The 19,756-nt window shown below is 35.4% G+C and carries 15 protein-coding genes; 12 read left to right on the plus strand and 3 right to left on the minus strand.

Annotated features, from left to right (window positions below):
• Window positions 1-31 precede the first annotated feature (31 nt).
• From ACXR6G_RS09820 to ACXR6G_RS09840, 5 genes are all read left to right on the plus strand, one after another.
• Entirely contained in the window at window positions 32-1,225 is a 1,194-nt protein-coding gene (locus tag ACXR6G_RS09820) for a GNAT family N-acetyltransferase (protein WP_458361252.1), read from the plus strand.
• A 107-nt stretch (window positions 1,226-1,332) separates the two neighbouring features.
• Window positions 1,333-1,587, plus strand: a complete 255-nt coding sequence (locus tag ACXR6G_RS09825) for a type B 50S ribosomal protein L31 (RefSeq protein ID WP_458361253.1) — start codon at window positions 1,333-1,335, stop codon at window positions 1,585-1,587.
• 85 nt (window positions 1,588-1,672) lie between these two features.
• A complete protein-coding gene (locus ACXR6G_RS09830) occupies window positions 1,673-2,863 on the plus strand; it encodes a GlmU family protein (RefSeq protein WP_458361254.1) in 1,191 nt (396 codons plus the stop codon).
• 136 nt (window positions 2,864-2,999) lie between these two features.
• Window positions 3,000-5,453: an endopeptidase La gene (lon, locus tag ACXR6G_RS09835; protein ID WP_458361255.1), complete on the plus strand. Its 2,454-nt coding sequence runs from the start codon at window positions 3,000-3,002 to the stop codon at window positions 5,451-5,453.
• A gap of 364 nt (window positions 5,454-5,817) precedes the next feature.
• A complete protein-coding gene (locus ACXR6G_RS09840; RefSeq protein ID WP_458361256.1) occupies window positions 5,818-6,918 on the plus strand; it encodes an AI-2E family transporter in 1,101 nt (366 codons plus the stop codon).
• A gap of 686 nt (window positions 6,919-7,604) precedes the next feature.
• Here ACXR6G_RS09840 and rmuC read toward each other — a convergent pair.
• The 3 genes from rmuC to ACXR6G_RS09855 form a co-directional block, all read right to left on the minus strand.
• Window positions 7,605-8,975, minus strand: a complete 1,371-nt coding sequence (gene rmuC / locus ACXR6G_RS09845; protein WP_458361257.1) for a DNA recombination protein RmuC — start codon at window positions 8,973-8,975, stop codon at window positions 7,605-7,607.
• 51 nt (window positions 8,976-9,026) lie between these two features.
• Window positions 9,027-9,791: a UDP-2,3-diacylglucosamine diphosphatase gene (locus ACXR6G_RS09850; protein WP_458361258.1), complete on the minus strand. Its 765-nt coding sequence runs from the start codon at window positions 9,789-9,791 to the stop codon at window positions 9,027-9,029.
• A gap of 62 nt (window positions 9,792-9,853) precedes the next feature.
• Window positions 9,854-11,008 carry a thioredoxin-like domain-containing protein gene (locus ACXR6G_RS09855; RefSeq protein ID WP_458361259.1) on the minus strand — a complete coding sequence of 385 codons (1,155 nt, stop codon included), beginning with the start codon at window positions 11,006-11,008 and terminating at the stop codon, window positions 9,854-9,856.
• 303 nt (window positions 11,009-11,311) lie between these two features.
• Between ACXR6G_RS09855 and ACXR6G_RS09860 the strand changes: the two genes are divergently transcribed.
• From ACXR6G_RS09860 to ACXR6G_RS09890, 7 genes are all read left to right on the plus strand, one after another.
• Window positions 11,312-13,534, plus strand: a complete 2,223-nt coding sequence (locus ACXR6G_RS09860) for an amino acid permease (RefSeq protein ID WP_458361260.1) — start codon at window positions 11,312-11,314, stop codon at window positions 13,532-13,534.
• 120 nt (window positions 13,535-13,654) lie between these two features.
• On the plus strand, window positions 13,655-14,656 hold the full coding sequence (locus ACXR6G_RS09865; RefSeq protein WP_458361261.1) for a bifunctional heptose 7-phosphate kinase/heptose 1-phosphate adenyltransferase: 1,002 nt from the start codon (window positions 13,655-13,657) through the stop codon (window positions 14,654-14,656).
• 235 nt (window positions 14,657-14,891) lie between these two features.
• On the plus strand, window positions 14,892-15,695 hold the full coding sequence (locus tag ACXR6G_RS09870; protein ID WP_458361262.1) for a ParA family protein: 804 nt from the start codon (window positions 14,892-14,894) through the stop codon (window positions 15,693-15,695).
• A 61-nt stretch (window positions 15,696-15,756) separates the two neighbouring features.
• Entirely contained in the window at window positions 15,757-16,638 is an 882-nt protein-coding gene (locus ACXR6G_RS09875) for a ParB/RepB/Spo0J family partition protein (RefSeq protein ID WP_458361263.1), read from the plus strand.
• A gap of 23 nt (window positions 16,639-16,661) precedes the next feature.
• Window positions 16,662-17,315 carry a DUF5683 domain-containing protein gene (locus ACXR6G_RS09880; RefSeq protein ID WP_458361264.1) on the plus strand — a complete coding sequence of 218 codons (654 nt, stop codon included), beginning with the start codon at window positions 16,662-16,664 and terminating at the stop codon, window positions 17,313-17,315.
• A gap of 29 nt (window positions 17,316-17,344) precedes the next feature.
• Window positions 17,345-17,887, plus strand: coding sequence for a hypothetical protein (locus ACXR6G_RS09885; protein ID WP_458361265.1), 543 nt, complete (start codon window positions 17,345-17,347; stop codon window positions 17,885-17,887).
• Window positions 17,888-18,028: 141 nt separating this feature from the next.
• A complete protein-coding gene (locus tag ACXR6G_RS09890; protein WP_458361266.1) occupies window positions 18,029-19,732 on the plus strand; it encodes a transglycosylase SLT domain-containing protein in 1,704 nt (567 codons plus the stop codon).
• Window positions 19,733-19,756 lie beyond the last annotated feature (24 nt).

Here is a 19,756-nt window from a genome sequence, read left to right on the forward strand (position 1 = left end):
TTTTTTCAAACTGTAACATTTAAAACATCAAATGAATATAATTGAAGTTGTAAATAAAAGTCAGAAGCAATCATTTTTAGATCTTGCTCGTACCCTCTATAAAAATGATCCTAATTTTGCTTGCCCTTTGGATGGTGAGATAAATGGGATTTTTGATCCTAAGGAGAATTCATTTTTTAAGCATGGTGAAGCTATTCGCTGGATTCTAAGCGATGATAATGGAAAGGTGATTGGACGAATCGCAGCTTTTATAAATACGAATAAAGCTTTTAGTTTTGATCAGCCTACTGGCGGATGTGGATTCTTTGAGTGTATCGAAGATAAGGATGCTGCTTTTTTACTTTTTGATACGGCCAAAAATTGGTTGAAAGAAAAAGGAATGGAAGCGATGGATGGTCCTATCAACTTTGGCGAAAACGATAACCATTGGGGATTGTTAGTCGAAGGATTTATGCCACAGGGATACGGAATGCCATATCACAAAGCATACTATCAGGCATTTTTTGAATCTTATGGTTTTCAAGTTTTCTTCGAACAATACAGCTATCATGTTGATAGAACAAAACCTTTCCCTGAGCGTTTTGCAAAAATTGCGGAATGGGTATCTAAGAAACCTGGCTTTGAATTTAAACATTTTCAATTTTCGAATGCTGAGAAATATATTCAGGATATCATAGAAGTTTATAATGAAGCCTGGAAGTTTCACGATAATTTTACGCCTATCGATATTGAAGATATCCGAAAGATTGCACGTGAAGGTAAGGGGATTCTAGAGGAAGAATTTATATGGTTTGCTTATCACGAAGGTAAACCAGTCGGTTTCTTCGTTGCAATGCCTGATATCAATCAGATTCTAAGTAAATTGAATGGGAAGCTTGATTTTTGGAATAAGCTGAAATTTTTCTATTACTTGAAACGTAAAACCATTACTCGTACTCGTATAACAGTTATGGGTGTTTTGCCAAGATATCAACGATTCGGAATTGAATCGGCTATTTTCTGGCATATGGATAAGGCGATTAAGGCAAAGAAGCAATATACTGAGGTGGAGTTATCCTGGGTTGGGGATTTTAACCCTAAAATGATATCGATTTATGAGTCGGTTGGAGGGGTCAGAAAGAAGAAGCATCATACCTATCGTTACTTATTTGACCCTAAAGCACCCTTTAAAAGAACACCTATTATCCCTCTGGAAAACAGAGGAACTAAGGCATCCAAGGAATAAATGCAATAAAAGTTAGATTCTTTGGTCATTTCTTTGCAGAATAAATTACAATATTTACCTTTGCAGACCATTGGAAGAAGATTATAAGAAATTTTAAAGAGAATAAGATGAAAGAAGGAATACATCCAAAAAACTACCGTTTAGTAGCTTTTAAAGACATGTCAAATGAGACTGTTTTTATCACGAAGTCAACTGCGAACACAAAGGAGACTATCGAAATTGAAAACGTAGAATACCCATTAATTAAGCTTGAGATCTCTGACACTTCTCATCCTTTCTATACTGGTAAGATGACTCTAATTGATACTGCAGGACGTATCGATAAGTTTAAGAACAAATACAAGAATCACCTTAAGAAATAATCTTATTGTGTTTAGAATATAAAAAAAGCTCCGATTTATCGGAGCTTTTTTTATTTTTGTTAATCCAAACGAAATAAAACACACTATGAACTATATTCTTTTTGATAATGAAAGCTGGCAAAACTTCTTGCCTTTGACCTTTACTCGACCTATTTCTGAAATTAGATTGGGGATTTTAAGAATTTCTGAGAAGTGGAATAAATACCTTAATCAGGAGATCAGTTATATGACTCAGGATTATCTTTCCAAGAAATACCCGATGAATAAGGCAGGTGAAAATACTTTAATTAACGCCTGTGTTTTGCCAAATCCAGCATTAATTGAAGCTATCCATTCATTATCCGAAGGGCAAGTTTTAGTTCATGATGGTATTTTAATAGCAGCATGGGTAAGTGAAGATAAGCTTGATGGTTTTGATACTTCATTGCCAGACTACGCTGAGAAAATTATTTTCGAGGGTGACTTGCTTCGAATTGAAAAAGCATATGATATTTTTCAGCTTAACGATAAGGCGCTTCGTGATGATTTTGAACTTTTAACTAAAGGAAGAGAGTCGCAAGCTATTAGCAAAACAGTTAATGTTCTTGGAGAGGAAAATATTTTTCTTGAAGAAGGTGCTAAAGTTGAATTTGCAACTCTAAATGCAAATGAAGGTCCTATCTATATCGGTAAAGATGCCGAAATTATGGAAGGAGCCCTTGTTCGTGGGCCATTGGCTATGTGCGAACATTCAGCATTGAAAATGGGAGCTAAAGTTTATGGTGCAACAACTCTAGGTCCTCACTGTAAATCAGGAGGAGAGTTGAGTAATGTGGTTTTTCTAGGCTATTCTAACAAAGCTCATGATGGTTTCCTTGGGAATGCCGTAATTGGTGAGTGGTGTAATATTGGAGCTGATACGAATAATTCGAATCTTAAGAACAATTATTCTGAAGTGAAGCTATGGAATTACAAATCGAATCGATTTGATAAAACAAGCTTGCAGTTTTGTGGAACAATAATGGGTGATCATTCCAAGTGTGGTATAAATACCATGTTGAATACGGGAACTGTGATTGGTGTTAGTGCTAATGTATACGGGGCAGGCTTTCCTCGTAATTTTATTCCTTCATTCTCAATGGGAGGTAATCATGGATTTCAGGAGTATCGCTTAAAGGCTGCACATGAAGTGGCGCAATTGGTGATGCAACGTCGAGGTATAGAATTCGATGAGGTAGAACAGGAGATTATGGATCATGTGTTTGAGATTACAGCTAAATATCGTAAGTCTTTTTAATTACTTATTTCTTGGCATAAGTATTGCCTGTTAGCTGTGTAGTATAAAAGTAAAGTAAGATTGCGTCAATATGTCACAAGCTGAGTGATTGTATGGCATTCTTGCATTTTTTGACAGAAATAAGACTAAGATAGATATGAGTAGTAAGATAGAAATCAATATAGGAAGCATGGCGCTAACGAATATGATGGATGAGGACTCTGATTTTATTCCAATTATTGCGGATGAAGACGAGAGTGCCATCGATGATTTCGAGGTGCCTGACAGTTTGCCAATTTTGCCACTTCGAAATACAGTACTTTTCCCAGGTGTGGTTATTCCAATCACAGTTGGTAGAGAAAAATCTTTAAAGTTAGTAAAAGAAGTTTATGCTGAAAAAGGCCTTCTAGGGGCTGTTTCTCAAATCGACTACGAGGTTGAAGAACCTGAAGTTGATGATATGAATAAGATTGGTACCGTTGCCCAAATCATTAAGATTTTGGAAATGCCTGACGGAACAACGACTGTTATTTTGCAAGGTAAAAAGCGTTTCGAGATTGAAGAAATGACCTCTAATGACCCTTACCATGTTGCAAAAATAAAGACACTTAAGGATATTCGTCCTGAAGTAGAGGATAATGAATTTAAAGCTCTTGTTGGTTCAATTAAAGATATCGCTATTAAAGTGATTAAGTTGAGTCCTCAGATTCCTAATGAGGCAACATTTGCTATTAAAAATATTGAAGGTTCATCTTTCTTAATCAACTTTATTTCAAGTAACTCTGAGATGAAATTGAGTAAGAAACAAGGTCTTCTAGATATTGGTATTTTAAGTGATCGTGCAATGCGTTTACTTGAGCTATTATCGGCTGAGGTTCAGATTTTAGAATTGAAAGATGATATTCAATCTAAGGTGAAAACTGACATGGATCAGCAACAGCGTGAGTATTTGTTGCATCAACAAATGAAAACCATTCAAGATGAGCTGGGTGGAAATCCTGGTGAGGAGGATGTGATGGAGCTTGAAGGTAAAGCGCTTGAAAAGCTTTGGGGCGACGAAGTTGCTGAAGTGTTTGATAAGGAATTGAAAAAATTACAGCGATTGAATCCTCAAGCTGCTGAATATTCAGTTCAGTTGAACTACTTGCAGGAAATGATCGATCTTCCATGGAATGAATTCACCAAGGATAATTTCGATTTGAAGAATGCTCAGAATGTTTTGGATTCAGATCATTTTGGACTTGAGAAGGTAAAAGATCGTATTATTGAGCATTTGGCTGTTTTGAAATTAAAAGGTGATTTGAAATCGCCAATTTTGTGTCTTTATGGCCCTCCAGGTGTTGGTAAAACATCTCTTGGAAAATCCATAGCAAGTGCTCTAGATAGAAAATACGTGAGAATGTCATTGGGTGGTTTGCACGATGAAGCAGAAATTCGAGGACATAGAAAAACATATATTGGAGCGATGCCAGGTCGAATCATCTTAGGGATGAAAAAGGCTAAGTCATCGAATCCAGTCTTTATTTTGGATGAGATTGATAAGGTAGGTTCTGATCACAGAGGTGATCCATCATCAGCTTTATTAGAGGTTTTAGATCCAGAGCAAAATAGTGCTTTCCACGATAACTTCCTTGATGTAGATTACGACTTGTCGAAGGTGATGTTTGTGGCTACAGCAAATAATGTTGGAGCAATTTCAGCACCACTTCGCGATCGTATGGAGATGATTGATGTTAGTGGATATATCACTGAGGAAAAAACAGAAATTGCTAAGTGTCATTTGATACCTAAGCAACTGGAAAATCATGGTTTGACAGCTGAGCATGTGAGTGTTCCTGACGAGGTGATTGTTCAGATCATAGAGAAATATACTCGAGAGTCGGGTGTTCGTGGTCTTGATCAGAAGCTTGCTAAACTAATGCGTGGTGTAGCAAAGAAAGTAGCTATGGAAGATAGTTACGAGAAAGTTGTTAAAGTTGATGAGCTGAAATCCTATTTAGGTGCTGAGCGTTTCAATCGCGATAAATATCAAGGGAACGAGTTTGCTGGTGTTGTAACAGGTTTAGCTTGGACATCAGTTGGTGGTGAGATTCTTTATGTAGAGTCGAGTTTAAGCCCGGGTAAAGGTAAGTTAACCCTAACAGGTAATCTTGGTGATGTGATGAAAGAATCAGCTCTGTTGGCTCAGGAATACTTAAGAGCTCATGCTTCGAAACTTGATATCAATCAAGAAGCTTTCGATAAGTGGAATCTTCACGTTCATGTTCCAGAAGGTGCTATTCCAAAGGATGGACCATCGGCAGGTGTTACAATGATTACATCTATTGCTTCTGCTTTTACTCAACGTAAGATTAAGAAGAATTTGGCCATGACTGGTGAGATTACCTTGAGAGGGAAAGTATTACCAGTTGGTGGGATTCGTGAGAAAATTTTGGCTGCTAAGCGCGCCGGAATCAAGGAAATTATTCTTTGTCACGAGAATGAAAGAGATATCGAAGAAATCAAACCAATCTATTTAAAAGGACTAAAATTCCATTATGTAGAAGATGTAATGGATGTTCTTGAAATTGCTTTGATGAAGCAAAAAGTTAAAGAGCCAATTAATATTTAAGACTCTATGCTTTGAGTTTAAATAGAAATTGAACTTATATAGTTTTCATTAAGGGCTGTCGAAATTATTCGATAGCCCTTAATTTTTGCATCATAATTGATTGCTTAATATTTTTGTTAATTTTAATCGAATAAAGAAAGCGAAATTCGCTTCTTTGTAGTCTATACACGTTGTCTATTACTATAATACCAAATTAACATCAAAACCGATCTAATAAAATATTTCTTTTCAGCTATATCTTCGTTAAAAAAGATGCAAGGTAACTCGCTATCTTTTACTTTTTTGTCTCGATCTAGCTAAAAAATATTCCATCTTATATTTAGATGATTTTGAAATTTAATTGGTATAAAATGAACTTTCTGATATGAATGGAAAAGGGAAATATTTAATTGCGGCCATCGGCTTGCTCTTTTTAGGTTTGATATTTTGGTATTTCAGTGCCATACTTGCCTATATTGGAATTGCAGTTGTCTTGTCTTTTATTGGACGTCCAATTGTCGAGTTTCTTAATAAAGCGACTATTAAAGGGCGTAAGGTCCCAATAAGCGTTTCCGCTGGTTTAACCCTTGCTTTGCTTTGGTTTGTGATGGTGGTATTCTTCCGAACTTTTATTCCAATGGTTGTAGAGGAAGCTAAGCAATTGTCGAATATCGATGTGCAATCTGCCATTCATAGCTTGGATGAACCCATAAAGAATATCGAGGCCTTTGTGTCCAAATACTCTACTGACGGAAGTGATTTTAAAGTTCAAGCTCTAATTACTGATAATCTGTCTTCGGTGCTTAAGTTTTCTGATATTTCATCTATTTTCGGATCTCTTGCTGGTACGCTTGGAGGCTTGTTTATTGCCTTATTCTCAATCTCATTCATTACATTTTTCTTCCTGAAGGATAGCAGTCTTTTTATTGATTCACTGGTTTTATTTGTTCCAGAGAATAAAGAAGAAGGTGTTCGTCATGTACTCGATTCAATCAAGAATCTTTTGATGCGCTATTTTGTTGGTCTCTTTTTTGAAGTGATTCTTGTGGGTACTATGGTTACTTTAGGTTTAACGATTGTAGGCATGGGATTCAGTCATGCCGTTGTAATTGGTCTATTCGCAGGCTTAATTAATGTCATCCCTTATATCGGGCCAATGATCGGAACCATGTTTGGATTAATTATCGGAATTGCTACTAATTTAGATGTTGATTTTTATACACAAGTTGTCCCTCTTCTGGGTTATACCGCTTTGGTCTTTCTAATTGTTCAGATGATAGATAATATTCTTTTCCAACCTCTTATTTATTCGAATAGTGTGAACGCGCACCCACTTGAAATCTTCTTGGTTATCCTGTTCGCAGGTTCGATGTCGGGTATTTTAGGTATGATGTTGGCGATACCAGCTTACACCATTCTCCGTGTAATTGCGAAGGAGTTCTTCAATAAATATCGCTTTGTTAGGAAGCTGACTGAGAGTATATAAGTCTTGGAGTACTTTATCTACTTGTTAGCACAAATTTTAAACAATATTTTATGGCGAAGAAAAGCATTAACAGGAAAGAAATAATAGCGACAATTGAAACCAGACTTCAAAAAGGTATTTCTAGAAAAAAAGATTTTTAAAGAGTTATCGGTGCAGTATCCAGATGCAAGAACCATTGCTGGACTAATTGCCAAGGAATTTTTCAATAAATATCGCTTTGTAAGGAAGCTGACGGAGAAGATATAACCCCAAAGGAATTTAGATACTAGTTAGCCTAATACCAATGCTGAAGGTAATATAATGACTTCTTGCGACTATTTTTTAGGGCATTGTTTTTAATTAATATTCTAAACGATTAATAACAACAGAATGAATGAGAAATTAAATTTCTGGTATTTTATTATTTCGATATTTGCCTTATTGCTAATACTAATCCTTGATAAATTATCCATAGTTAAAATTGATATAAACATAATTATCATCGTAATTACTTCATCAATAGTTGCATTGGGAAATTATATCGTGATTCTCTTACAAAGAAGAAATAGTAAAAGCACTAGAGTTAATAAAGGCTAAATTATCATTGGAGTGTCGAACATCTCGAAAACTTCTGCTATGGATAGTATAGATATAAATAAAGGCTGTTTCGATTGAAACAGCCTTTCCTTCTTTAATGCTTTTTATATTTATTCCACAGCTTTCTCTTCGCTGGTTCTATCCAGTAAATCTTGTGGAAGTTTCTTCTTTACTTTAGCGCCCAGTATGCGAATTTTCTCAGCACGACCAACCAGATTACCTGTTCCGTCGCAAAGCTTCTTCATTGACTCTTGATACAGTTTCTGAGAACCGTCCATTTGCTTACCAAGCTTAATCAGATCTTCTACAAAGCCCACAAACTTGTCGTAAAGAGCACCACCCTGGCGGGCAATTTCCATCACGTTTTTGTTCTGGTTTTCTTGTTTCCAGATAGATGAAATGGTACGTAGTGTTGCCAATAGTGTTGAGGGACTCACCACAACAATTTTATTGTCCCATGCGTATCCAAATAGTTCCTGGTCGGCCTGAACCGCTACAGAGAATGAGGATTCAATAGGCACAAACATCAATACAAAATCAGGTGTATTTAAGGAGTCTGAGCTTTGATAATGCTTATCTGCTAAGCCTTTTATATGAGCTTTGAAAGAGGCGATATGATCCTTTTGGCAGACTTCTCTCTCTTCGTCACTACTTGCGTTTACAAATCTTTCGTAAGCAACTAATGATACTTTGGAGTCAATAATAATGTGTTTCTCTTCAGGGAGACGAATAATAACATCAGGACGAATTGTTTGGCCATCATCATTTTTCATGACAACTTCTCTATCGTATTCCTGACCTCTAGTCAAACCCGATCTTTCAAGAATTCGCTCAAGAACAACTTCACCCCAATTACCTTGCTTTTTCACATCACCCTTAAGAGCTTTTGTTAGGTTGTTAGCTTCAGTAGAGAGTTTCGTATTCAGATCGTAAAGCTTTTTAACTTCTTCGCGCAAACTAATTTTATCACGTAATTCTTTATCGTAGGTTTCTTCAACCTTCTTCTCAAACGAGGTCAATTTCTCCTTAATAGGACTTAATATATCATTCATATTCTTCTGGTTCGAAGAAGTGAATTCTTTTGAATTTTCTTTCAGTATTTTGTTGGCAATATTTTCAAACTCAGTAGTAAATCGCTTTTGTAGTTCCTCAAGCTCTTTTTTCTGATTCTCTAGTTTTTCTTCTAAATTCTTACGCTCAGTAGCCGAAATGGAAAATGAACGTGTTAATTTCTCAGTCTTTTCTCTCTCGGTTAAAAGCTCAGTTTGAAGTATCTGTTTTTCAGATTGAAGGTTATTGGCTCTTTCTTCAAATCTCATCTTAGATTGATCCAGCTCGCTCTTTTCAAGAATAAAAGCATTCTCTTTTTTCAAAAGTTCCTCACGATGTATTGCTGCGGCAGAATTTAATTTCTTTCTTAAAATTAACCAGGCAATTATCATCCCTTTTAAGATTCCAATCGCGATATATAAAAATTCCATAGAAAAGAATTTAGTTGAATTTGATGAGTTATAGTCTATTTAAGATGAAAGTTAAGCTTCAGGTTTTTCAAAGTTCATGAGTTCCATGTTTTCACCATCGAAAACCGCATAGGTGAAGTGTGAAATCCAATCCCCGGTATTGATGTAACGAGCTCCTTTATCTAGTTCTATATTTGAAGGCCAATGGCGATGTCCGAATACAAAATAATCGAAATCTTCATTTTTGAGAATATCATTGGCAAAGAGTACGAGCCATTCTTTATCTGTTCCTCTAAACTGATCGGCTTCAACTTTCCCATCGCTTAAGCGACTGTGAGAAGACCATTTAAGAGCTAAGCCAATTGCAAAGTTGGGATGTAATCGGGCAAAACACCACTGCAAGAATTTATTGGTGAATATCTTCTTAAGCATTTTGTAGCCTTTGTCGTAAGGTCCCAAGCCATCACCATGAGCCAGAAAGAATTTTTTACCATCAATTTCTGTCCTGAACTCTTTACGATGAACAATAACGCCAAGTTCTTGTGGTAGGTAATCGAAAACCCAAATGTCATGGTTACCTGTGAAAAAATGCACTTCTATTCCAGAATCACATATCTCAGCAAGCTTCCCAAAAAACCTTGTGAATCCTCGGGGTACTGCTCTTTTGTACTCGAACCAGAAATCAAAAATATCACCCATTAAATAAATGGCCTTAGCATCTTCTTTCACCTGATTGAGCCATTTTACAAACAACTTTTCACGTTGAAGGTTGTTGTTTAAAGCGGGTGCGCCCAAGTGAACATCAGAAGCAAAATATATCTTTTTTCCAGTTGTCATACGTCTGCTTAATTAAGCTATAGTTTTGAGTCTGGAACTAACCAGACTCAATATTTTATTTATTATTTGATGTATTCATCAACTTTCTCTTCAAGAGCTAATCCGTATAGATTCTTACCTACAATATCACCTTGTTTACTGATAATATAGTTGGCAGGTACTTGCTGAACATTGAAATTACGAACTGCTAACGCACTACCATTTTCAGGTTCACAAACATTTATCCAATTTAAACCATCTTTTTTAATAGCTTCTTTCCAAAGCTTTGCATCTTGATCAACAGAAACCTGATAGATTTCTAAGCCTTTGTTTTTATACTTTGTATGGATCTTTTTTAGAGTGCTGTTTTGCTTTCTAGAGTTAGCATCTTGTGATGCCCAAAAACTTAAAACAATCAATTTACCATCTAAAGAATTTAGGCTGATCTCTTTTCCTTTGGTATTTTTAAGGCTAAGCTTTGGGTAGTTTGCACCTTTATCTTCAATCAGCTTCTTCATTTTCAAATTATTCAAACTTTTTTGCATGGTCTCCAGATTCGCTAATACGGCTTTTGTGTATTCGTGTTCGGGATATAAAGCTCTCATCGATGAAGCAACAACCTTAGCATACTTTATGTCGCTATTTTCATTTAAGGTATATGTGTTCTTATCAATTCTTTGATAAAGTGCTAAATAGCTCGAAAGAGAAGTCGCATTTCTCATGATGAAGTTAGCAGAGAATTCTCTTTGATCTTGAATCACTTCAATATACTTAGCCAACAAATTCTGTGAAATACTAGAATAGTTTGGATCTGCTTTTTTCTCCTTTAATTCTTTTCTGATTACAGCTATACTATCCTTAGTTTCTGTAAGCTTATCATTTAAATCTTTTACAAATGCAGAACCAGTAGAACCAGAAACAAGATAAGCTTGATTCATATGAGTAGAAATAGAATTCACCTCAACTTCTTCGTCAGGACTTGTTAAAAGCGTTAGTAATTTCCCATTCGATAAACGCAATAAATAAAACTCCGGTTGTGATGATTTTGTTTTAAAACTGAATTCACCATCCTTATCAAGCTTAACTGAATCAATTGTTTCTACTCTAGCTGTATGAAGCTTGTCAAGATATAGTGTAATACCGTCACCTTTCTTAATGCTACCTTTTATTTTGACAGTAGGTTCCTGATTACATGCAAACAGAAGTAATAGAGGAAGTGCAAATAATAGTTTCTTCATTGTTTTTTGTTTTATGTCTTTTAAATATAGCTTATTTGTTAGGTAATAGATTCGTATAGGTTATTCTACGTCTGATATTGAGATTTTGTAAAGCTATATTGTTAAAAATCTTAATGTGATAATTAAAGCCGAAAATAGTAATAATTTCCTGTATTAGCACTTAAATTTGTTGAACAGATTGTGTCTGTAAGTATTTAAAACTCGAGTTTTGATATATAAGTTTTGTCTTGAAAGATTCGGATGCTTAAATAATAAAGTTTAAATTTAGTACAAAAGGAAAAATAAAATCAATATTAATAACCTATGCAAGAGGGAGTAGGGAAACGAAAATTTGGAACGGCACCTGTTTTTTTTACAGCTATATCTACCATTTTAGGCGCCGTTTTATTCTTAAGGTTTGGCTATGCGGTTGGGACTCTTGGTTTTTGGGGTGTCATTTTTATTATCCTATTGGGACACTTGGTAACTATACCAACAGCCTTTGCTATTTCGGAACTTGCAACTAATAAAAGAGTTGAAGGTGGTGGTGAATATTTTATTATCTCTCGATCTTTTGGTTTAAATATTGGAGCTACAATTGGTTTGGCTTTATTCCTTTCGCAAGCTATTTCGGTTGCTTTTTATGTGATTGCTTTTACTGAAGCCTTCGAACCTATTTTCAATTGGGCATTGAGGACCTACGATCTTTCTTTGCCTAGGCAAGTCGTTTCTGTACCTGCTATGTTGCTCTTGTCAGCTTTGATTCTAAAAAAAGGTGCTAATCTGGGAGTAAAGGCTCTTTATTTTGTGGCGGCCATTCTTTTTGCATCGCTAATCTTATTTTTTATTGGAGATACGGCTCATGCATCGGTTTCTGATTTTTCTTTATTTAAAGCGGAGTTTCGAAATTCAGATCAATTTTTTGTGATTTTTGCCATTATTTTCCCTGCCTTTACCGGGATAACTGCTGGAGTAGGGCTTTCAGGAGATCTTAAAAATCCTGCAAAATCAATTCCTTGGGGCACAACAGCGGCTACTTTTATTGGCATGATTATTTATGTTTTTGTTGTCTATAAATTAGCTCAGTATGCCAGCGTTCAGGATTTGTTAGATCATCAACTCGTTATGAGTCAAATTGCCTTAGGTGGTGCTATTGCAATCCCTTTTGGTTTGGCCGCATCAACTATTTCTTCGGCTTTAGGTTCGGTAATGGTGGCACCAAGAACTTTGCAAGCTCTTTCGGTTGATCGATCACTGCCATCGAAAGGCCTGAATAGGTGGTTAGCGAAAGGGCGTCAGAAAGATGGAGAACCAATAAATGCTTCAATAGTGACCTGTGTGATTGCTCTGTTTTTTGTATTACTAGGTGATATTAACGCTGTTGCAGGAATTATATCTATGTTTTTTATGGTGACCTACGGTGCGCTTTGTTTGATCTCTTTTCTAAATCATTTTGGTTCATCGCCTAGTTACCGACCTTCTTTTAAGTCGAAATGGTTTTTGTCACTGCTGGGTTTTATCGTATCTATTTTGATCATGTTCAAGATTAATACGATATATGCTTTATTGGCAATTGTGCTGATGGTTTTGACCTATTTGTATATCAATTCCTATCATAAGGATAGGCATGGATTAGCTTCAATTTTTTTGAATTCATTATATCAGCTGAATAGGAATGTTCAAGTATTTTTGCAAAAAGCAGGGAAGAAGCGTGTGCAAGAGTGGAGACCAAGCGCCATTTGTATATCAAAAGATTCTTTTGAACGAGATACGGCTTTTAAACTATTAAACTGGATTGCCTACAAATATGGTTTTGGAACCTATCTACATCGAATAGAAGGCTATTATTCTAAGGCTACACATGAGCAAGCCACGCAAGAGCTTGATTTGTTGGTGAGTCGTTCTGGAAATGTAGGGAATCATGTTTTTGTCGACACCATTATATCACCCTCGTATACTTCTGCCATTGCTCAAGCTATTCAGTTGCCAGGTGTTGCAGGCATGGAAAATAATATGGTGATCTTCGAATATGACAAAGATAATAGCGAGAATTTAGATGAAATTATCGAAAACTATGCCTTAGCCAATGCAGGGGATTTTGATTTTTGTGTAATGGCCTCTTCAAAGCGTCGATTTAAATTGAAGTCAGATATTCATATTTGGATTAAACCCTCTGATGCTGATAATGCAAATTTGATGATTTTATTGAGCTTTATTATTGCCGGACATCCTGATTGGAGAAAGGCTGATATTAAGATTTTTAATATTTGTAAGGCAGAACAAGCTCTGGAGGTGAGAGAGAGTCTTGATGAAATGATTGCTTCGGGCCGACTACCAATTAGAAGTACAAATGTTGAAGTATTAATAGCGCAAGAAGATGTTTCTCCTAAGGATCTGATTAATGAACGTTCAGAACATGCAGGTTTAACCTTAATCGGTTTTAGAGGTGATATTATCAAGCACGAAGGAGCTGAAATGTTTATGGGCTATGAGAGTTTAGGCCATATTCTTTTTGTGAATGCGAATTCAAAGAAAGAAATTGAATAGATGTTAATTGGGATGATATTAATTAATAGATGTCTTAAAAAAATCTAAAGCTACATCTACCTATTTTTAAAGATTCGAATTTGTTTATCTTTGTTGGGCAAACAAATAAAAATACCGCTTGTGAATAAAGCTGAATTGAATCGTATTTTCGAATCCTTCTCCGATTACAATATTCTTATTATAGGTGACGTTATGGTTGACGCCTACGCTTGGGGCGAGGTAGATCGTATTTCCCCGGAAGCACCTGTACCCATTTTTTCATGCTCAAGTCGCGAAAATAGACTGGGTGGCGCTGCTAATGTGGCTTTGAATATTAAATCGCTTGGAGCTAATCCCATATTGTGTTCTGTAATTGGTGATGATGATAGAGGTAAAGATTTTGTCAAACTTTTATCTGAAATTCAACACGAGCAATCGGGTATTGTTGTGAGTTCTCATCGTAGAACAACAGTTAAAACCAGGTTTATTAGTAACAATCAGCATGTGATTCGTATTGATGAAGAAGATACGCATGAGTTGGCTGATGATACTGAGTTGTCATTTATCGATCACGTTCTAAACTTATTGGATAGTCAAGATATACATGCTATTGTATTTGAAGACTACGATAAGGGCTTGATCACAAAGAAATTGATTGAAACCGTTACGGATAAAGCAAAACAATTGGATATCCCGGTTTTAGTTGATCCAAAAAAACGTCACTATTCTGATTATAAAAATGTCACTTTATTCAAACCAAACTTTAAAGAATTTCTTGAGGGTTCAAATTTGACTTTAGAAAAAGGTGATATCGATGGTTTATTTAGAGCAGCGAAACAATTTCAGCAAGAAATGGGCGTTGATAAGTTATTGATTACACTATCAGAATTAGGTGTGTTTATTAGTAATGAAAATACTTACGAGCATATTCCAGCCGTTGTTAGAAAAATTGCTGACGTGTCAGGAGCAGGAGATACCGTTATTTCTGTTGCCACACTTTGCTTGGCTGCAGGAATGAATGCTGCAGAAATTGCTGCAATATCGAACCTTGCTGGGGGAATTGTTTGTGAGATTCCAGTTGTTGTTCCAATTGATAAGGAACAGTTATTGGCTGAGAGTTTAAAGCTTTATGCAGAAGCTTAAGTCAATTTTAATTGTTTATAACTTTAAGCTTATTTTTGATAAGTATAAGTATGTCTGAATTTTAAATGTCTTATAAAATACTATCTTTGAAACAAGCAGATCTGAACTGATGAGACTAGGATATAAGAGATTATGCCTGCTTAAGTCGATGTTCTACTTGTGCTGAAAGTAAGTGTTGTATCTACAATAGAGAAGCGGATTGTATTCGGTTTTCTGATTAAAATAGGAATTGTTTATGGCTAAAATAATCGCTCTTGCAAATCAAAAAGGTGGTGTTGGAAAAACAACGACTGCTATCAATCTAGCATCTAGTCTTGCCGTGTTGGAACATCGTGTTCTTATCGTTGATGCCGATCCTCAAGCTAATGCAACATCAGGTTATGGTTTTGATGTTCGCACAATCGAAAATAGCTTATACGAGTGTATTGTTGATGGTACTAATCCTAAAGATGCAATCCTAAAAACCGAGATGGAGGGCTTAGATATTATTCCTTCGCATATTGATTTGGTCGGTGCTGAAATTGAAATGCTTAATCTAGCTAATCGTGAAAAAATTCTTCTGAATGTTTTGAATGCGATTCGCGACGATTACGATTATATCCTAATCGATTGTTCTCCTTCACTAGGATTGATTACCGTTAATGCTTTAACTGCTGCTGACTCAATCCTAATACCTGTGCAGTGTGAGTATTTCGCTTTGGAAGGCTTAGGTAAACTTTTAAATACCATTAAGATTATTCAAAGTAGATTGAATCCTGAATTGGAAATTGAAGGCTTCTTATTAACCATGTACGATAGCCGTTTACGTTTATCAAATCAGGTGGTAAGTGAAGTTAAGAAACACTTCCAGGATATGGTCTTCGAAACAATTATTCAGCGAAATACAAAATTAGGAGAGGCGCCAAGTTTTGGCAAGCCTGCTATTTTATATGATGCAGAATCAAATGGAGCAGTCAACTATTTGAATCTAGCAAGAGAACTGGTCGAGAATAATTCAGAGCTTGAAGAAGCGCATCAGGAAAACGAAATTGAGAAATAAGAAAATGCAATTCGATTAGGTATTATAGGCTAGTCGAATTCATGTTTTATAATGATATATTATGGCAAAAAAGAGTGCATTAGGTAGAGGCTTAGGAGCTTTGATTGACGATAGAGATGATTTTCAAGCTCGTCCATCGCGTCAGGAACATGAACTAAGTAACGAAATTGAACTATCGAAAATTGAGGTGAACCCTTTTCAGCCTCGAACTAAATTTGACGAGGAAGCTTTAAATGAATTAGCTAAGTCGATTAGAGAAATTGGTATTGTTCAGCCTATCACTGTTCGTAAACTTAATAGCAATTCATTTCAACTTATTGCTGGAGAGCGTCGTCTTAGAGCATCGAAAATAGCAGGTTTAAGTAAGATTCCTGCTTATGTTCGTCTTGCTGAAGATGACAAAATGCTTGAAATGGCTTTAGTTGAAAATATTCAGCGTGAAGATTTAGATTCTCTTGAGATTGCGATTTCGTATCAAAGATTGATTGACGAATGTGATTTAACTCAAGAAAGCTTGAGTGATCGTGTTGGGAAAAAACGTTCAACGATCTCAAACTATCTACGTTTACTTAAGCTTCCTGCAGAGATTCAGAAGGGGGTTCGTGAGAAGAATATTCTTATGGGACATGCTCGTGCTCTTGTAAATGTTGATAACAGAGAGTATCAACTATCTATATATAAGATGGCTGTTTCTGATGATTTATCAGTAAGAAAAATTGAAGAATTGGCTCGTGAAGCTAATAATGGAGCACCTGTTAAAGAAAAGGCCAAACCAGCTCGTTTAGCTGAAGAATATGAAAGCCTTAAACAACATCTTTCAAAACATTTTGATTCTAAAATAGATTTGAAACGTAATACAAAAGGAAAAGGACAGATTATTATTCCTTTTAAATCAGATGATGATTTAGAGCGTATTTTAGGTGTTCTCGATCAGATGAAATAATAAAATAATCAAAAATCACGATTTTGAATAAATTGAAAACACTCCTTTTACTTGTAGTAGTGTGCTTTGTTGTATTAATTTCCGGAGGAAATGTATACGCTCAGAAAATAGAATCAGATACTGTTTTTTCACCAAAAAAAGTAAAAGAGCATTCACCTCATAAGGCCACAGTTTATTCTGCTTTATTACCAGGCTTGGGACAGATCTACAATAAAAAGTATTGGAAACTTCCCATTCTTTACGGTGGTATTGGAGTAACCTTATATGCTATTGGGTGGAATACGGGTCAGTACAATGATTACAAGGATGGCTATATCGACTTTTCTAAATATTTAGAATATAAATATCAGCCTGAAGGAGGAACAATTCAGGAACCTTCATCTAAAAGCTATGAAAAATTAGTTAATAATGTAGACTTTACCACGACATCATCTCAGTTAGATGATTTGTATAAGACTAGATTAAAGAATGGTAAGGACAAGTATAAGAGAGATAGAGATTTAAGTTATATCATTTTATTTGGAGTTTATGTTCTTAATATTATCGATGCAACTGTTGATGCACACTTTACTGATTTTAATATCAACGATGATTTAAGTATGACGATTCAACCAAAAATGAACTTTTCACCCATTTCGGGGAGTACACTTGGTTTGTCCTGTCGAATTAATTTTTAGTATCTTGTGAATCTAAAAAGCTGAAATATATGAGATTAGCCTTATTCTTTATTTTTCTTGTTATCACTCATTTATCTGTAATTGCACAGGATAAGTTAATTGTATTACACGAAATTGTTGGTGATACAATAGATAAGCATGAGCAAAGGACTTTTGTGTTATTTTCAGATATTCTAGATCAAGATTTTACTTCTGCAACAATTCATTGTGGGAATGAAAAATACGTGATGCATATCAATTCTGTTTCTGGCTTAAAGCTTGTAGAGATTAAAGAAGATGATATTGTAGAGAATTCGAAACATGTTGATAAGCTTGCAAGCTATTTTAAATCTCTTGTTGTAAAGAAAGATTCGTTGGATTTAGATTTGAAAACTGCTTCGAGTTGGCCTAAGTTTCAATCTGAGCTTTTAAATGTTACTCAAAAAAGAAAAATTGCAACCGAAGCACGCGAATTCTTTATGGTGAATCAGACTGCCGAAGAATTAGGCCTGTTAGGAATAGATAAAGAAAATTATATAAAGGTAAATAGTAAGAGTTTCCTTGCTGAAATCTTATTTGAGATCTTAAAGTAGTTGGTGATTATACATTTTAAAAGATTTGTGGAGCAATAAAATTTGCTTGAATGCGTATAATTAAGTGTGGAGAGTGCACGAGGCACTATTTTTAATTTGAATTCTATTTCTTTTGAAATAGAAATGAAGAAAACAACAAGTATGAAATTTAAATATTCCCTTTATTCATTGGCTCTTATTGCAAGTATGGCTTGCTCTACGAGTAAAACACTTGTAGACAATTCGTCTGCTGAAGTTGAAACGTCTGAAGTTTTTGCTCAGGAAAGTGAAGTTGAAAATCCTATTATTGAAGACGAGGATATGACTCCAGCTGTGGAGAAAGATTCTTTGGCTTTTCTGAAAATCAATCCTGTTGATGTTCGTTGGGATTTGAATGATAGTATACAACCTGAATTTAAAAGTAACCTAGATAAGTTGGTTAATGCTTGGTATGCTGAAAAATCGGTTAAAACAAGAGCCTATGAAGGTCCAGAAACAAAGTATAAAAAGGAAAAATTAGCAGATTCAGTTTATATTAAGAGATTACAATCTATCCCTTCGATGTTTGATCTTTCGTATAATAAAATTGTACGAAATTATATTGAGCTTTATACGCAACGTAGGAGAAAGCAGGTTGAGCTTATGATGGGTATGTCGGAATATTACTTTCCTATTTTCGAAGAAATTCTCGATAAAGAAGGCTTACCTCAGGAATTGAAGTATTTGCCAATTATTGAATCTGCTCTTAATCCTAAAGCTCTATCAAGAGCTGGTGCTTCAGGCTTGTGGCAGTTTATGTATTCGACAGGTAAGCAGTATAAGTTAGAGGTTAACTCTTTTGTAGACGATCGTCGTGATCCTATAAAATCGAGTTATGCTGCAGCTAGGTTCCTAAAGGATTTGTATAAGATGTACGGCAACTGGCCTTTGGTTATTGCTGCATACAATTGTGGTCCTGGAAATGTAAATAAGGCCATTCGTCGCAGTGGAGGAAAGAAGAACTATTGGGATATTTATTACAGACTACCTAAAGAAACGAGAGGGTATGTGCCAGCATTTATTGCAGCACTTTATTCTTTTAACTTTCACGAAGAACATGGTTTGTATCCAAGACCTAATCAATTTCCAGAGGTTTGTGATACAATAATGATAAAGGAACAACTACACTTTGATCAGATTGCTCAGTTTACTAAGGTTTCAAAAAAGAAATTACGTGAATTGAATCCTCAGTATCGAGCCGATATTATTCCTGCTTTTAATAAACCATATTCGTTAAAAATTCCTTTTGAGTCAGCTTTGGCTTTTATTGACAATCAGGATTCAATTACATCTTATAAAAAAGAATACTATTTCAATTTAAAGGATCAGCTTGCTAATCCTAGAGATAGATACCAGAAGTTTGCACATGCTTCTCCGAAAGGGAAATCTAAGGTTTACTATAAAGTGAAATCAGGTGATGCCGTCGGTTTAATTGCATCATGGTTTCATGTTAGAACTTCAGATTTGCGTTATTGGAATAATATCCGACGTAATATGATTCGAGTTGGGCAAAAACTAGCTGTTTATGTACCGAAGTCGAAATCTTCATATTATAAGTCGTTTAATTCGATGTCTAAATCTCAAAAGCAAGCAACTTTGGGTAAGTCATATGTGGCAAGCTCTAAGAAGACAAGTAATGTTAAGAAAACGTCGTCTGGTGGGGGTGGAGATTACATTTATTATACGGTTCGGAAGAATGATAATTTCTGGACAATAGCTAAGAAATTTCCAGGTATCTCAAATTATGATATCATGAGAATTAATGACATTACAAATTCACGTAGCTTAAGAGTAGGACAGAAACTGAAGATTAGAGCGAAGAGTTAATCTTAAAATATACACATAGAAAAA

The organism is Ancylomarina sp. YFZ004, assembly GCF_054254355.1.

Bases quoted from the DNA above. Each gene is read 5' to 3' on its own strand.
- ACXR6G_RS09860 (WP_458361260.1), top strand. From the start codon at position 11,312: ATGCAAGAGGGAGTAGGGAAACGAAAATTTGGAACGGCACCTGTTTTT.
- lon (WP_458361255.1), top strand. From the start codon at position 3,000: ATGAGTAGTAAGATAGAAATCAATATAGGAAGCATGGCGCTAACGAAT.
- rmuC (WP_458361257.1), bottom strand. From the start codon at position 8,975: ATGGAATTTTTATATATCGCGATTGGAATCTTAAAAGGGATGATAATT.
- ACXR6G_RS09840 (WP_458361256.1), top strand. From the start codon at position 5,818: ATGAATGGAAAAGGGAAATATTTAATTGCGGCCATCGGCTTGCTCTTT.
- ACXR6G_RS09825 (WP_458361253.1), top strand. From the start codon at position 1,333: ATGAAAGAAGGAATACATCCAAAAAACTACCGTTTAGTAGCTTTTAAA.
- ACXR6G_RS09855 (WP_458361259.1), bottom strand. From the start codon at position 11,008: ATGAAGAAACTATTATTTGCACTTCCTCTATTACTTCTGTTTGCATGT.
- ACXR6G_RS09885 (WP_458361265.1), top strand. From the start codon at position 17,345: ATGAGATTAGCCTTATTCTTTATTTTTCTTGTTATCACTCATTTATCT.
- ACXR6G_RS09890 (WP_458361266.1), top strand. From the start codon at position 18,029: ATGAAATTTAAATATTCCCTTTATTCATTGGCTCTTATTGCAAGTATG.
- ACXR6G_RS09820 (WP_458361252.1), top strand. From the start codon at position 32: ATGAATATAATTGAAGTTGTAAATAAAAGTCAGAAGCAATCATTTTTA.
- ACXR6G_RS09850 (WP_458361258.1), bottom strand. From the start codon at position 9,791: ATGACAACTGGAAAAAAGATATATTTTGCTTCTGATGTTCACTTGGGC.
- ACXR6G_RS09875 (WP_458361263.1), top strand. From the start codon at position 15,757: ATGGCAAAAAAGAGTGCATTAGGTAGAGGCTTAGGAGCTTTGATTGAC.
- ACXR6G_RS09870 (WP_458361262.1), top strand. From the start codon at position 14,892: ATGGCTAAAATAATCGCTCTTGCAAATCAAAAAGGTGGTGTTGGAAAA.
- ACXR6G_RS09830 (WP_458361254.1), top strand. From the start codon at position 1,673: ATGAACTATATTCTTTTTGATAATGAAAGCTGGCAAAACTTCTTGCCT.